The organism is Oscillospiraceae bacterium (genome assembly GCA_015068525.1).
Taxonomy (GTDB): domain Bacteria; phylum Bacillota; class Clostridia; order UMGS1840; family HGM11507; genus SIG450.
In genome coordinates, this window is the sequence record SVKJ01000026.1 from 1 (window position 1) to 15104 (window position 15104).

Annotated in this window: 22 protein-coding genes and 1 tRNA gene; 5 read left to right on the top strand and 18 right to left on the bottom strand. The window is 32.6% G+C overall.

Translation table 11 applies throughout. The features are described from left to right. Positions 1-4 precede the first annotated feature (4 nt). The 14 genes from E7419_07170 to E7419_07235 all read right to left on the bottom strand — a co-directional run bounded on the left by E7419_07170 (position 5) and on the right by E7419_07235 (position 11450). A tRNA-Leu gene (locus tag E7419_07170) sits at positions 5-88 on the bottom strand. A gap of 241 nt (positions 89-329) precedes the next feature. Continuing rightward, complete coding sequence (gene mgsA / locus E7419_07175) at positions 330-740, bottom strand: methylglyoxal synthase (protein ID MBE7014968.1); 411 nt, start codon at positions 738-740, stop codon at positions 330-332. 18 nt (positions 741-758) lie between these two features. Further along, complete coding sequence (gene minD / locus E7419_07180; protein MBE7014969.1) at positions 759-1535, bottom strand: septum site-determining protein MinD; 777 nt, start codon at positions 1533-1535, stop codon at positions 759-761. Between the two features lie 71 nt (positions 1536-1606). Further along, positions 1607-2428: a KilA-N domain-containing protein gene (locus E7419_07185; GenBank protein ID MBE7014970.1), complete on the bottom strand. Its 822-nt coding sequence runs from the start codon at positions 2426-2428 to the stop codon at positions 1607-1609. A 134-nt stretch (positions 2429-2562) separates the two neighbouring features. After that, positions 2563-4608 (bottom strand): penicillin-binding protein 2, encoded by a 2046-nt coding sequence (mrdA, locus tag E7419_07190; GenBank protein MBE7014971.1) that lies wholly within the window; start codon positions 4606-4608, stop codon positions 2563-2565. Continuing rightward, positions 4605-5117: a rod shape-determining protein MreD gene (mreD, locus tag E7419_07195; GenBank protein MBE7014972.1), complete on the bottom strand. Its 513-nt coding sequence runs from the start codon at positions 5115-5117 to the stop codon at positions 4605-4607. The genes mrdA and mreD overlap by 4 nt, the downstream gene beginning before the upstream one ends. 51 nt (positions 5118-5168) lie before the next feature. Next, a complete protein-coding gene (gene mreC / locus E7419_07200) occupies positions 5169-5999 on the bottom strand; it encodes a rod shape-determining protein MreC (protein MBE7014973.1) in 831 nt (276 codons plus the stop codon). A gap of 9 nt (positions 6000-6008) precedes the next feature. Then, positions 6009-7031, bottom strand: a complete 1023-nt coding sequence (locus E7419_07205; protein ID MBE7014974.1) for a rod shape-determining protein — start codon at positions 7029-7031, stop codon at positions 6009-6011. A 2-nt stretch (positions 7032-7033) separates the two neighbouring features. Continuing rightward, a complete protein-coding gene (locus E7419_07210) occupies positions 7034-7537 on the bottom strand; it encodes a Gx transporter family protein (protein MBE7014975.1) in 504 nt (167 codons plus the stop codon). Further along, on the bottom strand, positions 7524-7889 hold the full coding sequence (locus E7419_07215; GenBank protein ID MBE7014976.1) for a hypothetical protein: 366 nt from the start codon (positions 7887-7889) through the stop codon (positions 7524-7526). Before E7419_07215 ends, E7419_07210 begins: the two co-directional genes overlap by 14 nt. Then, positions 7886-9949 (bottom strand): U32 family peptidase, encoded by a 2064-nt coding sequence (locus E7419_07220; GenBank protein ID MBE7014977.1) that lies wholly within the window; start codon positions 9947-9949, stop codon positions 7886-7888. Before E7419_07220 ends, E7419_07215 begins: the two co-directional genes overlap by 4 nt. Then, a complete protein-coding gene (locus E7419_07225; GenBank protein ID MBE7014978.1) occupies positions 9939-10277 on the bottom strand; it encodes a cell division protein ZapA in 339 nt (112 codons plus the stop codon). The genes E7419_07220 and E7419_07225 overlap by 11 nt, the downstream gene beginning before the upstream one ends. A gap of 325 nt (positions 10278-10602) precedes the next feature. After that, entirely contained in the window at positions 10603-11019 is a 417-nt protein-coding gene (locus E7419_07230) for a hypothetical protein (GenBank protein MBE7014979.1), read from the bottom strand. Between the two features lie 68 nt (positions 11020-11087). Next, entirely contained in the window at positions 11088-11450 is a 363-nt protein-coding gene (locus E7419_07235; GenBank protein ID MBE7014980.1) for a hypothetical protein, read from the bottom strand. Positions 11451-11562: 112 nt separating this feature from the next. On the opposite strand from E7419_07235, the gene E7419_07240 reads away from it, so the two are divergent. The 4 genes from E7419_07240 to E7419_07255 are packed head-to-tail and all read left to right on the top strand — an operon-like array spanning position 11563 to position 12538. Beyond that, positions 11563-11781: a helix-turn-helix transcriptional regulator gene (locus tag E7419_07240; GenBank protein MBE7014981.1), complete on the top strand. Its 219-nt coding sequence runs from the start codon at positions 11563-11565 to the stop codon at positions 11779-11781. 55 nt (positions 11782-11836) lie between these two features. After that, complete coding sequence (locus tag E7419_07245) at positions 11837-12076, top strand: helix-turn-helix transcriptional regulator (GenBank protein ID MBE7014982.1); 240 nt, start codon at positions 11837-11839, stop codon at positions 12074-12076. Positions 12077-12100: 24 nt separating this feature from the next. After that, on the top strand, positions 12101-12307 hold the full coding sequence (locus tag E7419_07250; GenBank protein ID MBE7014983.1) for a helix-turn-helix transcriptional regulator: 207 nt from the start codon (positions 12101-12103) through the stop codon (positions 12305-12307). Positions 12308-12334: 27 nt separating this feature from the next. Further along, positions 12335-12538 carry a helix-turn-helix transcriptional regulator gene (locus E7419_07255; GenBank protein MBE7014984.1) on the top strand — a complete coding sequence of 68 codons (204 nt, stop codon included), beginning with the start codon at positions 12335-12337 and terminating at the stop codon, positions 12536-12538. 72 nt (positions 12539-12610) lie between these two features. Here E7419_07255 and E7419_07260 read toward each other — a convergent pair whose 3' ends face one another. The 3 genes from E7419_07260 to E7419_07270 form a co-directional block, all read right to left on the bottom strand. Then, positions 12611-12925: a type II toxin-antitoxin system RelE/ParE family toxin gene (locus E7419_07260; GenBank protein MBE7014985.1), complete on the bottom strand. Its 315-nt coding sequence runs from the start codon at positions 12923-12925 to the stop codon at positions 12611-12613. Further along, positions 12922-13227: a type II toxin-antitoxin system RelB/DinJ family antitoxin gene (locus E7419_07265; GenBank protein ID MBE7014986.1), complete on the bottom strand. Its 306-nt coding sequence runs from the start codon at positions 13225-13227 to the stop codon at positions 12922-12924. The genes E7419_07260 and E7419_07265 overlap by 4 nt, the downstream gene beginning before the upstream one ends. A 61-nt stretch (positions 13228-13288) precedes the next feature. Further along, on the bottom strand, positions 13289-13654 hold the full coding sequence (locus tag E7419_07270; protein ID MBE7014987.1) for a hypothetical protein: 366 nt from the start codon (positions 13652-13654) through the stop codon (positions 13289-13291). Between the two features lie 114 nt (positions 13655-13768). Between E7419_07270 and E7419_07275 the strand changes: the two genes are divergently transcribed. Beyond that, positions 13769-13990: a helix-turn-helix transcriptional regulator gene (locus E7419_07275; protein ID MBE7014988.1), complete on the top strand. Its 222-nt coding sequence runs from the start codon at positions 13769-13771 to the stop codon at positions 13988-13990. 198 nt (positions 13991-14188) lie between these two features. Here the strand turns inward: E7419_07275 and E7419_07280 are convergent. Further along, positions 14189-15104 (bottom strand): Fic family protein (locus tag E7419_07280; GenBank protein MBE7014989.1); only part of this gene is annotated, 916 nt, incomplete at its 5' end.

The window sequence follows — 15104 nt, forward strand, 5'->3', positions numbered from 1 at the left end:
TTTTTGGTGCGGCAAATGGGACTTGAACCCATACGTCAAAGACACACGCCCCTCAAACGTGCCTGTCTGCCGATTCCAGCACTGCCGCATATATTTAACATAAAGGGATAGGAAAAATTGTTCAGATTGGACGAATTTAACCCGAAAGTGTATGCTATACATCGAGAGGTTAAATTCGTTCAAAGTGCAAATAATTTGACCCATAAATTGCTTTAGCAATTTATACCTTGTTTTTGGTTGAAGCACAACACTTGTAATAATTCTTCGTGATTTTATATCTTTTGTTTATTACTTATTTGCACGTTCTGGGCAATTTTAACATCCCGTTTTTATAAATTGTTTTTAGGATTAACAATATTTCTAAAGTCAAGGTCGCCTCTTTCCAAACCTTTTATAAGTACTTCTGCTGTTGCAACATTTGTTGCAAGCGGAATATTATGCACATCGCATAGTCTGAAAAGTGCATTAACATCAGGTTCGTGAGGTTGAGCTGTAAGAGGGTCTCTGAAAAACAACACAAGGTCAATTTCATTATATGCTATTCTTGCACCTATCTGCTGGTCTCCGCCCTGCGGACCTGATAGGAATCTGTGCACACTAAGACCTGTTGCATCCGAAACAAGCCCACCTGTTGTGCCTGTTGCAAACAAGTTATGGTTTTTAAGTATAGGCTTATATGCTATACAAAACTGTACCATAAGTTCCTTTTTCATATCGTGTGCAATAAGTGCAATATTCATATTTCCCTCTCTTTCGTATTAATAAAACCATTTAAAAAAACTTTTCTCTTTTTTTAAGTTTACAATCGGAATATTTTCTCCCGTAATTCTTTTTGCTACATTTCTAAATTGTTTGCCTGCTTTTGAAGAAGATTCCAAAACTGCAATCGTATTTCTCTTCTGACTTTTTAATACAATCTCGTCTTCCTCTATAATACCGATGGGAGAAATGCCCAAAATATCGGTAATTTCATCTATTGTAAGCATATCGCCTCTTTTAATCATATCCTGCCTTACACGGTTGATTAAAATTTTTATCTCAGGTATCGATGCCATTTCAAGTAAAGTTATAACCTTATCCGCATCACGAACAGAGGACATTTCAGGAGTTAATGTAACAATTGCAAGGTCTGCTCCTGCGATAGCAGATTTAAAGCCTTTTTCAATACCTGCAGGGCAATCTAAAAGAATATAATCATAATTATCTTCAACCTCCGAAAAAAGTTTAGAAAAATTTTCGGGATTTAAAAAATCTTTATCAGTTGACTGAGCTGCAGGAAGAAGGTGCAGATGCCCATACTTTTCAAGTTTAAAAATCGCTTTATCGAAAGAACATTTACCTTCTATTACATCAATAATATCATAAACTATAATATCATTTAGTCCCATTGCCAAATCGAGATTTCTAAGGCCGATATCTATATCTGCCATAAGGACTCTCTTGCCAAGTTTAGAAAGTGCTACGGCAATATTGGAAACTGCAACAGTCTTACCGACTCCGCCTTTCCCGGAAGTTATTACAATCGTTTTTGCCAACCTTTAAAACCTCCTTTTTTTACCTTCAAGGAATATTCTATCACATTTTTATAATAAATGCAATATTATTTTTATTCTTTCAAAAGTTCCAATGCGTTTTGCTTTTCAAGAACTCTTAATTGTGATTTTGCCATAATGTTTAGTTGAATAAGTCTTTCTCTTTGGGACACACCTTGTTCGATAAGCACTGCGTTATAACTTTCCATGTTTGCAATCACTAAAAGTTGTTCTATTGTGGCGTAATCTCTTATATTTCCCTTCTTTCCGGGATTTTCTGTTCTCCAGTCTTTTGCCGTCTTTCCGAACAGAGCCATATTTAAAACATCTGCCTCATTGGCATAAACAAAAGTAAGCTGTTTTTCGCTTAAATTAGGAACAATGTTTTCTTTGATAGCATCTGTATGTATACGATAATTAACCTTTGCAAGTTCTCTTTTCGCGTTCCATTCAAGTTCTCTTTGTTCAGTAGCTTTTAACCTTTGTAATTCTTTGATAATATAAAGCTTAAATTCTGCCGAGATCCAACTTGCAAATTCAAAAGCAATATCCTGATGTGCATATACCCCACTATTATATCGCCCTGACGAAACTGTAAGTCCAATACCATTTAGTTTCTCAATCCATTGACTTGGTGTAATCATAAAAGCATTAGTTCCAGCATCTTTTGTAACCGTATCGAATTCGATACGGTTAAAATCGGGATTATTCAGTTCCTCCCATACATATAAAAATCTTAGTGTTTCCTTATTTCTTAACCAATTATATACTGCAAATCTTGGATCGGTGGGATTTTTATATTTAGCAATATCAGTAAGAGATATGTATTCGTCCTGATTTATTTTTTTAAATCTTATATCTATGCCTTTTACCTCTATTTGATTATTCTTTGCCATATCGTATTCTCCCTTTATTTCAACTAAATTTTATTATACCGATGCTTTTAATTTTTCTTTGATAAATTATTAGTTGATTTAATATTATTTATTTGCACACTTTACGTCCATGCGGTGCATAGCACCGCATAAAATTATCTTAAAATTTCCATAGTAGGTTTATTATCAACATATTCCAAAAAGTCACCTGTGAAATATTTGGCTATTATTTCTTTGGCAACGGGAGCAATCGAATTACCATGTGAACCGTGTTCTACCACGACAGAAATTGCAATCTGAGGATTTTCATAAGGAGCAAATGCGACAAAAACTCCGTTATTTGAGCCATTAGGCACTTCGGCAGTACCTGTTTTACCACCGACTGAAACATTAAATCCCTCAAATACCGAAGAAGCCGTTCCGTCTTCGGTAACCGATTTCATACCCTCCATAATCAGTTTATGGTGCTTAGCATCTATTTCAATGCTTTCCTCCGCTACGGGATAATATTCTTTTATAATATTCGAGGTTGAATATTCTTTTACTCTTTTTACAAGGTGGGTTTTATATCTTGTTCCCCCGTTTGCTATTGTTGCTATATAATTTGCAAGTTGAATAGGTGTAAACAAGTTCTTGGACTGACCGATTGCCGCCTGAATAGTATCGCCCGGCCACCATTTTTCGCCTAAACTTTCAACATATTCAGGACCTGCCACTATTCCTTTAACCTCTTCGGGAAGTTCAATTCCTGTCTTCTTTCCAAACCCTAACTGCCTCGATAGAGTATTAAGCCTGTTAATGCCTGTAAGCCTTCCTGTTTCATAGAAAAATATATTACAGGAGTTTTCTATAGCGCCGATAACATCAAGTGTCCCATGCCCTGCTCTTTTCCAGCAGGCAGGAGTGTAACTTGGTGCATAGTAATTGTAAATTCCGTTACAGGTCATAGTAGTATTTTCGTTTATAACGCCTGACTGAAGCCCTGCAAGTGCAGTTGCCATTTTAAAAGTAGAGCCAGGCTCGTAAGTTCCCGCTATCGCCCTGTTCCAGAATGGTTTGGCAGGATTTTTATAATTATAATTATAATCTTCGTTAAATCTTGATAAGTTATAGGTAGGATAGGAGCAAAGGGCAAGAATTTCGCCCGTATGAATATCTATAACAACTGCCGCACCGCTGTCAGCATCCCAGCCTTCAGAATAACCGTTTGCCACGCCGTAGGAACTTATGTTTGTTATAACCTCTTTAAGCATTTTTTCGGCGGTTTTCTGAAGTTCTAAATCTATTGTTAAAATAACATCGTTGCCGGGAACTGCTTTTAAAGTTGAAACAGAAGAAACTATATGCCCTGTTTCATTTTCTTCTATGCTTAAAGTCCCGTCTTTCCCCTTTAAAATTGACTCACAGTATTTTTCAATACCGTCTTTACCTATAACTGCATTTATATCATAACCTTCGTCTTTTAACACGTCATACTCTTCTTTATAAATCTGACCGACTCTTCCTAAAATATGTGAAGCAATGCCAGGCTCGTTATATTCTCTTAAATATTCGGTTAAAATGTTTACACCGTTTAATGAATGGGTTGTTTCCTTAATTTTTGTAACAATCTCCATGCTGACATCGTTTGCAAAGGTATAGGAATTAAGAGAAGAAAAAAGCCTTAATTCCATTTCGCTTCTTACACCCGCAATTTTTCTTTTATCTTCTTCTTTATAAGAATTATCTATTTCATAACGTTTTGAAAGTTCTTTTATAACATTATCGGCTGATAAGTTTTTAGCTAAATTAAGGGATTTATTAAATTTTTCAATATTCTCTTTTTCTTCGTAAGTAAATTTATAAGGAGCCTCTTTTGTAATAGGCATAGTATCAATATAGTTGACATTACCTTCCTCACAGATGCTTATAAGTTTCAAAACTATATCATTTAGTTCCTTATTATCCGAATTTACTTTGGATATAGTAATGGTAAACCCCTGACGATTGGAAACAAGAGGTCTTCCGTACCTGTCTAAAATTTCGCCTCTTGGTGCTTTTTGGGGAATAGATTTTGAAAGACGTGTTGCAGTAATCTTGCTGTACTCACTTCCGTCAATAACCTGAAGCATAAAAAGACGGGCAATAACCAGAAAAGCGATTATCCCTAAAATACAATATAAAATTATAAAACGGTTTTTATAATTATTACGCCTTATCATCTTACCCTCCAGGCAGTTCTTCTTAAACTTATAATTTTTCTGTAGATAAAAATAGCAATAATCGTAATTACGCTGTTATATATGAGTTCAACAAGCGAAACATTTATAAAAATATCTAAAAATCCTTCGCCTCTTAATCCGAAAAATATCGCAAAAAGCAAACTGTACATCAAACATCCGATAAATGCAAACAAAGTTTTTACCGATACCATATTTTCAAAATAATTATGATAAAATTCTGATAAAACAAAAGGAATAAGAACAAACAAAACTGTATGAACACCCATTATTTTCCCATTAAAAAAATCAAACAAAAGACCAAAGGCAAGAGAATAATAAATGTTTGACGTGTCATTCTCAATTAAAGATGCACACAAAATAACCGAAAATATAAAATTCGGGGCAACATTTAAAATCTCTAAACTGTTGGCAAGAGTTTGATTTAAAAAAAATATTAAAGTAAATACAAGTGTTTTTATAAGGTTATATTTTGCAGAAAATGAGTTCATATTCCCACCTTGTCAGTATATTGAAATTGAATGAAAACTTCTGAAAATTTATCAAAGTTTGTTATGATTGGTTATAACAAAAACTTCACGTATAAAATTAAAGTCTTCCACAGGAGAAACAACGGCATATTGAGTTTTGGTTACAGATTCAGTTTCAATTTCCTTGATTCTTCCTATATAAAGTCCCTTAGGATATATTTCGCCAAGACCTGATGTTTCTACAATATCTCCCTCTACAAGATTCATTTCTTTAGAAACATAAATCATAGTCATAAGCCCGTCTTTCAAAAGTGCAGAATTACCCTCACATACTGCAGTATTCCCTGTTCTTGTAACGACACATCCTATTGAACTTCCGCCCTCAATAATAGTCTGGACTTTGGCAAAAGTTTTGCCCGTTTCTACCACATAGCCTATAACACCTTTCGAGCCGACAACAGGCATATTTGTTTTAATACCGTCATTTGAGCCTTTATCAATCAAAAAAGTTGAATAATAGTTAGAGGTATCCTTGGATATAACAGTACACGCAGAGAGGTTATATTCAGGATTCTGCTCCTTGAAATTAAGAAGCGACCTCAACCTTTCATTTTCAATTTCCAAAGAGGATAGTTTGGAATTTAAGTGCTCAAGTTCCATAACTTTATGGTCAAGTTCGTTGTTTTTATTTACCAGATCTTTTTTATCTTTAAAATAGCAAAAAAAGTCAGAAGTTTTATTCGATATGGTATTAAAAAGTTTCGCTACAGGCTCAACAATATAACCTACAGCATTATCGTACGCCAAGGTATTCTCCCTGTCTATCGCACTAAAATATACAACGACAACAGATATTATAAGAATCGCTATAACAATAAAATACTTCTTGTTTCTTAAAAACAATCTACTTCCCTACCATCTCTTTTTATCATTCTGCGCAATTTTCAAAGTATCCATAGTATCTAAAACCACACCTGTACCTTTTGCAACGCAATCAAGCGGATCTTCTGCTATTTTAACAGGTAATAAAGTTCTTTCGGATAATAGTCTGTCAAGCCCTTTTAAGAATGCCCCGCCACCTGTTAAGGTAATACCCTGAGTAACAATATCTGCAGACAGTTCAGGCGGTGTGTTTTCCAAAGTAACTTTAACAGTATCAACTAAAATTTCAGCACACTCTGAAAGTGCTTCTCTTATTTCTTCGCTTGTTACAGTTATATTTCTTGGAAGACCTGACAGGTTATCTCTTCCTCTTACATCCATTGACGGCTCATTTTCTTCCATTTTATATACAGAACCGATTGCAATTTTAATTTCTTCAGCAGTTCTTTCGCCTATTAAAAGATTATGCTTTTTCTTTATATAGTTGGCAATTGCTTCGTCAAAAGCATTACCTGCAACTCTTACGGTTTTTGCAGTGACAATAGAGCCTAAAGATATAACAGCCGCTTCACTTGTTCCTCCGCCGATATCTAAAACCATATTTCCCAAAGGTTCAGCAACAGTCAGATTAGCACCGATAGCCGCTGCCATTGATTCTTCAACAATATAAACCTCTTTGGCACCAGATTGAATAACCGCTTCTTCAACTGCTCTTCTTTCAACTTCCGTAACGCCTGAAGGAACGCAGGCAACAACGCGTGGTTTTGAAAAAGCGCCTGATTTTAACACTTTTTGTAAAAATCTTTTTATCATTTCATAAGTCATCTTATAATCGGATATAACCCCGTCTTTTAAAGGTTTTATTGCAATGATATTATCAGGAGTTTTACCCACCATTTCTTTTGCATCATAGCCAACTGCATAAACCTCTTTTGAATATCTTGCAACAGCAACAACAGAAGGTTCTCTTAATACAATACCCTTTCCTTTAACATATATAAGAGTATTCGCAGTTCCTAAATCGATGCCTATATCTTTGCTTAAAAAAGCCATATTTAAACTCTCCTTTCGAGTTTTTGTAATAATAATTTAACTAAATATCCGTTTATAATCCCTGAAATTGTACCAAAGAAAATAAGATGCGGATAATAATAAAATACTGTGTATGATCCGAGCGTAAAATACGCAACTGTTATTTGCGCAGTTATATGAAAGAAACTTCCTGCCATACTTACGCCTAAAGGACTGAATATTTTAAATCTCTTTAAAATTCCCATAGAAACAGAAGATGCTATTCCTCCCGTTACGCTGTATATAAAGGAAGATAAATTCCCGCCAAGCATTGTCAAAAAGACTGATTTTAAAAAGGCACACATTACTCCCTCATTTAGTGAGTAAATGTAAATTATTGCAAGTATAACAATATTTGATATGCCTATTTTTATTCCGGGAACAATACTTGATACAGGGATAAGATTTTCTATAAAACTCAGTGCAGTTGCAAATACAATACATAAACTTAAAAAAACAGTTTTTCTTAATTTATCAGTACGAAACATAATCGAGTTCTGAATCCCCTTCAATATATACTATAAGTCTTGACGGCAGACAAACAAGAGATTGCAGGGGCTTTGATATCGCTCCCTCGCTTACACAAAGTTTATCTTCGCAATTACTTTTAATAATTTTAACTTTATTTCCCTCTATACTTATTTTATTATAACCGAAGGTTGAATTTATTTCAACATAATTATTATAATCGGGCGAAAGTTTTATTTCTTTAAAAACCTTTCCGTCAACTTTAACTATGCATTTTAAGTTATCATATTCCCCCACACAGGAAAGTGAAAAAACATTTATTAAAAAAACAAAAATAATAAAACCAAGTATTAAAAAATCTCCCTTTCTCATAGAGCACCCCTTATAAAATGCCCTCTGGTAAACTTTTCAAAGTTATTTTCGCCGGATTTAAACATATTAAAAACTTCTTCGCATCTTTTCATATTTTCATAAGTAAAGGATAAAAGAATATAATCTATACCTGCTTTTTTAAAGTCCTCTTTTTTATCGCTCATAACAACAGGGTACGGGTTAAAAATAACATTTCTGCAATCTTCCCTGCAATCTACTATAAACTTTTCGCCCTTTCTGTCGGTAAGTTCCAAAGGCCCTTTTACACATTCGTTAAGAACACTTTTTTTAATGCAGTTTCTTAAAATCATCGATTCAATATATCCGTATCCTAAAGCAAATACAGGAAAATCACTCATAAAATACGAAATATCTTTAAAAGTTATTTCGCTTGATGCCCCCACCATAAACACATTATTTTCTTTTAAAAACTTCTCCGAATATGAATTTGATATATTAAGATAAATATCCGTCATAAGTTTAAAACCTTTCAAAAGTTCAAAGTGGGATATGTTGCTTAAAAGCGCATATTTAAAGCCTGCTTCTTTCAACTTCTTAACTCTTGATTTAACTTTATCCATTTCGGTATGGGATATAATTTTAGGTAAAGTTATAACCGTTTTTTCTTTATCTAAAAAATCTTTGTTCTTTAAAACAAGATTATAATTTGCAAGAACATACTTAATTTCTTCCTTTGAGTCTGCCCAACTTAACTGGCTTTGCAAATTAGCCCTGACAATATAGGAAGGTTCGGTTTCTTTTCTTCTTAAATTAACAAAAGAAACGTCATTTACTACCATTTCAGGTTGCAAACTTAATTTTTCACATAAATTTCTTCTTAACTCATTTAATGTTTTTTGCGGCACATAAACACCATCGTCAATATTACATTTAAGTTCGTTAAGATAAAAAGGTGTATCGTTAAGTTTTGACAGTGCCTCTTTAACCTTTTCTTTTGTCACGGGAGCATTTAAAGCTTCACCAAGAACTTCATCTTTAGTAACAAATTCCTCTTTCCCGAGCGCAAACCCTGAAAGGACAGGATATGAACCTTTATAAAGAGTTATTTCCATATTAAGAGGTGTTTTATTTGAATTTGAGATAACATTTTTTGAAATTATATCTTTAAACTTTTCTTCCGCTTTCTTCTCATACTCCGAGTACGGATTTTCATTCTTATTATAGCAGAACATCTTTTTATTATTATAGTCATTAAAATAATCCGTATAACCGCCTCGGTAAAATATATTATTAACTAAATCGATATCTTCTTTTGAAAGTTTTTCGCCGTCAAGTAAACGTCTGTATGCATCAACAACTGTTGCAACATAATACTCGTTTTTTAATCGTCCCTCAATTTTAAGTGAATCTATCTTTAATTTTTTAAAGGTATCAATATAATTTAATGAATTTAAATCTTTAAGGCTAAGCAGTGTACCCTTTTCCCCTGAAAGTTCATAGTTAAGTCTGCATGGCTGAGCGCATCTTCCACGATTACCACTCCTGTCACCTATGAAACTTGACATATAGCACTGCCCTGAATAACACACACATAATGCTCCGTGAATAAAAACTTCCAGTTCAGAGGCAGTGTTTTCCTTTATATATTTAATCTCATCCATAGAAAGTTCGCGTGATAAAACTACTCTTTTTATGCCGTTTTTATATAAAAACTCCACACCTTCAAGGTTATGAACGGTCATTTGAGTCGAAGCGTGAATTTCAAGTTCGGGTGCCACATCTTTTATTAATGATACTGCTCCTATATCCTGAACAATTACAGCATCTGCCCCTAAAGATACAACATTTTTAATTTCAGATGCAAAATCTTTTATCTCACTGTCTTTAATTAAAGTATTGAGTGTAATATAAGCCTTTTTGCCCCTGTTTTTAAGATAATTAATTCCTTGCTGGGCTTCCTCCAATGTAAAATTCTTTGCACCATACCTTGCATTAAAAGAATTAAGTCCAAAATAAACAGCGTCAGCTCCTACATTAGCTGCCGCTTTTAATACTTTTAATGAACCCGCAGGGGATAATAATTCCGGCTTAAATTCCATTTTTTAACCTTTCAATCTGCCTAAGAGCATCTTCATATTTAGCCTTATAGTCATCCGCTTTGCTTCTTAATTCATACGCTTCCTGAGAATATTCAGTAACCTGTGCCCTGATTCTGTCAGACGCTTCCTGCTCATATACTAAATCTTCTGCAGCATTAAGTGCAGTAAATATAGATGCAACAGCTAAAGAAACTTTAGGATTTTGTTCCATAATAGCAGTTACTTTACCATTAACATAAGTTTCTATCTTTCTTATAAATTCTTCGTCTTTCTCAGATAAAATGTCATAGGTCATTCCGTTAATTACAACCTGATAAAGTTTTTCCATAACTATTTATAAACCTCCATAAAATATAAGTTTAAATATTATTAAAAAAGGGGAATTTATATAATCTCTATAACTATTATACTGCAATTTTATCGCTTTTTCAAGTTATATTCTATACTTCGTACAAAGTTATATTTTTAATAACTTAAAAGTGCTATTAAAATTATCGTTTTAGTGGTATTTTATTCGCTATAAACTGTGCGAAGCAGGATACCACTTGCAAAGCAAATATCACTGCGAAGCAATATAACTCGCGTGATAAGGCGAATAAAACTGCCGAGTGTTCTGTTCTCAAGAACACTCGGCTTACCTGCCCCTCTTATAATTATATATTAACTATATATTTTCCGATATTTGCACCGGCTTCTTCTTTCGGAGCACTTATTGCGATTGTAAAATTAACCGAGAATTTTTCAGCAAGTTTTTCAAGTGCAGGAACTAAAGTATCAATTTCTTCAACTGTAACTTTAGTGATTTTTGTAATAGAATCAATAAATATATGAGTTATATCAAAGTTCTGCGAAATCATACCGCAGATAAATCCATAAAATTCGTCACATGATTTAACGCCAAAATCATCAGTGTTAACCATTCTGATACTTGATGAAATATCAAATGTATGTCTGTCCCCTTTAGTAACACATACAACATTGCCTTTTTCAGTTTCTAAAGCTTTGTTTACCATGTCAATAAATACTTTTGTTTTACCTGTTCCTTTAGGGCCAATAAGAATGTTAATCATAATAATTCCTCCCGGATATTTATTTTAGTTTATTATACTATACATTCTTAAAAATTTCAATAACATATTTAAATTTTATGGGAATTTTTTTCAAAATAATTATTAAGTTTAACAATCGCTTTTTGTGCTTCGGTTGGAGTAGAATACACTCCAAGGTTTTCATATTGTATTTTATCATACGCTTCTTTAGTTAAATAACCATCTTCATCAATGTAATCAGACGGATAAAGATATATAGCATCTAAATCTCCAAATTTTCGTGACATCATCCTGATTTCAGGTATCTCATTATATGTGCTTAAATCAATAGTCCCATTATACCACGCACCTGTATTATTTTCGGATATATTACTAACGATATAAAATACAAATATTCCCATAAAAACAGCAACAAGATGTGTGAAGACTAATAATATAATTGATTTTTTCATATTTTTCTCCTAGAAAATTACATAATCATAATACTTAAATATATTATAGACCATTTTGGTTTATATGTCAACATACCATTTTGGTTTCCTTATAATAAAAATGGTGATAAAAATGTATGAAAAAATAAGAGAATTAAGAGAAGATAACGATTTATTGCAAAGAGAATTGGCAGAATACCTGCACTGTTCACAGGTAGCATATTCAAGATATGAATTAGGATTAAGGGATATTCCCACAGATGTTTTAATTTTACTTGCAAAATTTTATAATACGAGTGTCGATTATCTGCTTGGATTAACAAATGAGAAAAAGCCATACCGAAAACCATAAAAAAATATTACGATAAAGTTTATCTAAATTTGATTATAATATTTGAGGTATTTTTATGTTTATAAATAAAACGCATCATGGACTTAACAATATTTGTGGTAAGAAAATAGCAGATTTAAGAAAGGGTTTAAACATTTCTCAACGAATGTTAGCAGACAGATTACAACTAACTGGACTCGATGTGGATAAAAATGCTATACAAAGGATAGAATGTGGAAAAAGATTTGTTACTGATATTGAACTTGTAGCATTTTCAAAAATATTTGATATAACGGTAGATGAATTGTTGAAATAGAATAAAGATGATTGAGGTAACTTTGTGAGATTAAAGGAATTAAGAATTAAACGAAAAATTTCGCAACTAAAATTAGCAATGGATTTAGGACTAAATCAAAACAGTATCAGCAGATATGAAAAAGGAATTCGCGAAGCAGATTATCAGACATTGGTTTTACTTGCAGACTATTTTAATGTGTCGATAGATTATTTATTAGGAAGAACTGATAACCCTGAAATTAACAAATAAAACTATTAGTTTTAAAATGGTGATTTTATGAAAGGATTAAAGCAAATAAGAAAAGAAAACAATTTAAATCAACTTAAAGTTGCAATGGATTTAAATATATCACGAGAAGCACTTTCACATTATGAAAACGGAAAAAGAGAGCCAAGTATTGATATGCTTAATAAACTTTCAAAATATTTTAATGTTTCAATAGATTATCTTATAAATGGAGAGGAATTTAAAAAGAGGTAACTTTGTGAGATTTAATAATTGATTATTAACATATAAAACCCGAAGCGTACAATATTACACTTCGGGTTTATTTTATAATAATTGCTTTTCAATATCTCTGCCACCATATAAAATACGGATTACCGATACTGTTTTTGTTTCCTCATTCGGAAGATAAAACACAATATAATTCTTGACACTAAAAAACCTTAAACCTCTGTCGTACCATGGCTTATTATCATACCTTGCAAATCTGTTCGGCATTTCCTCCAAAGATGATATTTCATCCATAATCTTTCTTATAAGATTCTTTGCAGTATCAGGAGCACAAAGTGTATTTGAAATATATTCATAGATACACCTCAAATCACTCTCAGCAGAAGTTGTATAATTTACAATCCATTTCATATACCAAAATCCTGCCTCATTCTTTTTAATACATCATCAGCCGATGCAACATTACCTTTTGCTATATCATCAAAACCTTTTTCTATTTCTGTATTAAACTCCGATTCTGTAAGTTTTTCAATAGATACAGGCATATTTTGCGGCAGTTTCAAATCGAATGGAATTCCTTTATGCATTACTACTTGTCTTAAAAAAATTGTAATCGCATTTGACATTGGTATCCCAAGCTGAGATAAAATTCTTTCTGCCTGTTCTTTTATTTCAGGCTCAACACGAGTATAAATATTTGATGTTCTTGCCATACAAATCGCCTCCTATATTTATATTATACAACAATGTATTGCGATATGCAAGCACTTTTTACTATAATTCAGAGGCATTGGTTTTTCGAAAATATTTATTAAGTTTAACAATCGCTTTTTGAGCTTCGGTTGGGGTAGAATACACTCCAAGGTTTTCATATTGTATTTTATCATACGCTTCTTTAGTTAAATAACCATCTTCATCAATGTAATCAGACGGATAAAGATATATAGCATCTAAATCTCCAAATTTTCGTGACATCATCCTGATTTCAGGTGTTTCATTATATGTGCTTAAATCAATAGTCCCATTATACCACGCTCCTGTATTATTTTCGGATATATTACTAACGATATAAAATACAAATATTCCCATAAAAACAGCAACAAGATGTGTGAAGACTAATAATATAATTGATTTTTTCATATTTTTCTCCTAGTATATATTCTATAATTTGTACAAGAATAATTATAGACATTTTCCGTCTAAAAGTCAATAGATATTTTCCGTCTATGATAATATCTATTTGAGGTGACGATTATGGAATTAACTCTGGGAGAAAAGATTAAAAATCTACGGGAAGATCGTGATTTAACACAAGGAGAACTTGGCAAACTTATAAATATGACGCAACGAAAAATATCGTATATTGAAAACAACAAATATGAACCCTCAATAGAAGACATACGAGCATTCTGCATATTCTTTAATGTTACATCAGATTATCTTTTAGAACTTAAAGAAAACAATAAGAATTTGTAATATAAAAAATACTTGATATAACGGTAGATGAATTGTTGAAATAGAATAAAGATGATTGATGTAACTTTGTGAGATTTAATAATTGATTATTAACATATAAAACCCGAAGCGTACAATATTACACTTCGGGTTTATTTTATAATAATTATTTTTCAATATCTCTGCCACTGTACATAATACGGATTACACATACTGTTTTCATTTTTTTATATATCTTTGATTTCTGCTTTGCGGTTTATCGGGAATAGTCATTTGAATAAGGTTAAGTGAAAGCGCCGGATGAATATAGTGCCTTCTTATGGTTTCTTTTGATTTAAGCCCTAAAAGTGCCATAAGTGTTGTTAATGTGTATGGCATATCAAATTCCATCACATTGAGAAGTTTTTTTACATATTCTGAAATATTTTCGGAAGATACCGAAATTTGTTCTGTAATTTCGTCGAGTATTTTATCAATCCGTTCTAACATAAATAGAATAAAAGTATTTGAACTTCCTTCTATATGACACTTGGCAATAGCATCGTAATATTCAGCCTGAAATTTTTCAATCTGACTTTCTATTGGTATATATTCAAATATCGGATTCCATTTTGTTAAAAAAGCACTGTGCCACAATCTCGCCATTCTTCCGTTACCATCCGAAAAAGGATGTATAAACACAAATTCATAATGGAAAACAGCCGACAAAATAAGCGGATGCACTTCTTCTTTACTGCAGCAAAGCCAGTCAAAAAGATTTTCCATAAGTTCCTGCACAATTCTTGCGGGTGGGGCCATAAAAATACATTTATCCCCGCTAAAAACACCTTCCTCGCCTTTACGAAACTCCCCTGACTCATCTACGAGATATTTTGTCATTATCCCATGCAAATTTTTAAGCTCATTTATATCAAAGGGATTTATTTCAAGAAGTTTCTCATACGCTTCATATGCATTTTTTACTTCCTGAATTTCTTTCTTTTCGCCTAAAACTGTTTTCCCGTTAATAACATCCCTGACCTCATCAATAGTAAGGGAATTTGCTTCTATCTTCAGGGAAGAATGTATTGACTTAATTCGATTGTTTTTTCTAAGATGGGGTTTAGAGTGCATATTACTTGTGACATTGATTTTA

Bases quoted from the DNA above. Each gene is read 5' to 3' on its own strand.
- mgsA (MBE7014968.1), bottom strand. From the start codon at position 740: ATGAATATTGCACTTATTGCACACGATATGAAAAAGGAACTTATGGTA.
- E7419_07185 (MBE7014970.1), bottom strand. From the start codon at position 2,428: ATGGCAAAGAATAATCAAATAGAGGTAAAAGGCATAGATATAAGATTT.
- mrdA (MBE7014971.1), bottom strand. From the start codon at position 4,608: ATGATAAGGCGTAATAATTATAAAAACCGTTTTATAATTTTATATTGT.
- mreD (MBE7014972.1), bottom strand. From the start codon at position 5,117: ATGAACTCATTTTCTGCAAAATATAACCTTATAAAAACACTTGTATTT.
- E7419_07205 (MBE7014974.1), bottom strand. From the start codon at position 7,031: ATGGCTTTTTTAAGCAAAGATATAGGCATCGATTTAGGAACTGCGAAT.
- E7419_07210 (MBE7014975.1), bottom strand. From the start codon at position 7,537: ATGTTTCGTACTGATAAATTAAGAAAAACTGTTTTTTTAAGTTTATGT.
- E7419_07215 (MBE7014976.1), bottom strand. From the start codon at position 7,889: ATGAGAAAGGGAGATTTTTTAATACTTGGTTTTATTATTTTTGTTTTT.
- E7419_07220 (MBE7014977.1), bottom strand. From the start codon at position 9,949: ATGGAATTTAAGCCGGAATTATTATCCCCTGCGGGTTCATTAAAAGTA.
- E7419_07225 (MBE7014978.1), bottom strand. From the start codon at position 10,277: ATGGAAAAACTTTATCAGGTTGTAATTAACGGAATGACCTATGACATT.
- E7419_07230 (MBE7014979.1), bottom strand. From the start codon at position 11,019: ATGATTAACATTCTTATTGGCCCTAAAGGAACAGGTAAAACAAAAGTA.
- E7419_07235 (MBE7014980.1), bottom strand. From the start codon at position 11,450: ATGAAAAAATCAATTATATTATTAGTCTTCACACATCTTGTTGCTGTT.
- E7419_07240 (MBE7014981.1), top strand. From the start codon at position 11,563: ATGTATGAAAAAATAAGAGAATTAAGAGAAGATAACGATTTATTGCAA.
- E7419_07245 (MBE7014982.1), top strand. From the start codon at position 11,837: ATGTTTATAAATAAAACGCATCATGGACTTAACAATATTTGTGGTAAG.
- E7419_07255 (MBE7014984.1), top strand. From the start codon at position 12,335: ATGAAAGGATTAAAGCAAATAAGAAAAGAAAACAATTTAAATCAACTT.
- E7419_07260 (MBE7014985.1), bottom strand. From the start codon at position 12,925: ATGAAATGGATTGTAAATTATACAACTTCTGCTGAGAGTGATTTGAGG.
- E7419_07265 (MBE7014986.1), bottom strand. From the start codon at position 13,227: ATGGCAAGAACATCAAATATTTATACTCGTGTTGAGCCTGAAATAAAA.
- E7419_07270 (MBE7014987.1), bottom strand. From the start codon at position 13,654: ATGAAAAAATCAATTATATTATTAGTCTTCACACATCTTGTTGCTGTT.
- E7419_07275 (MBE7014988.1), top strand. From the start codon at position 13,769: ATGGAATTAACTCTGGGAGAAAAGATTAAAAATCTACGGGAAGATCGT.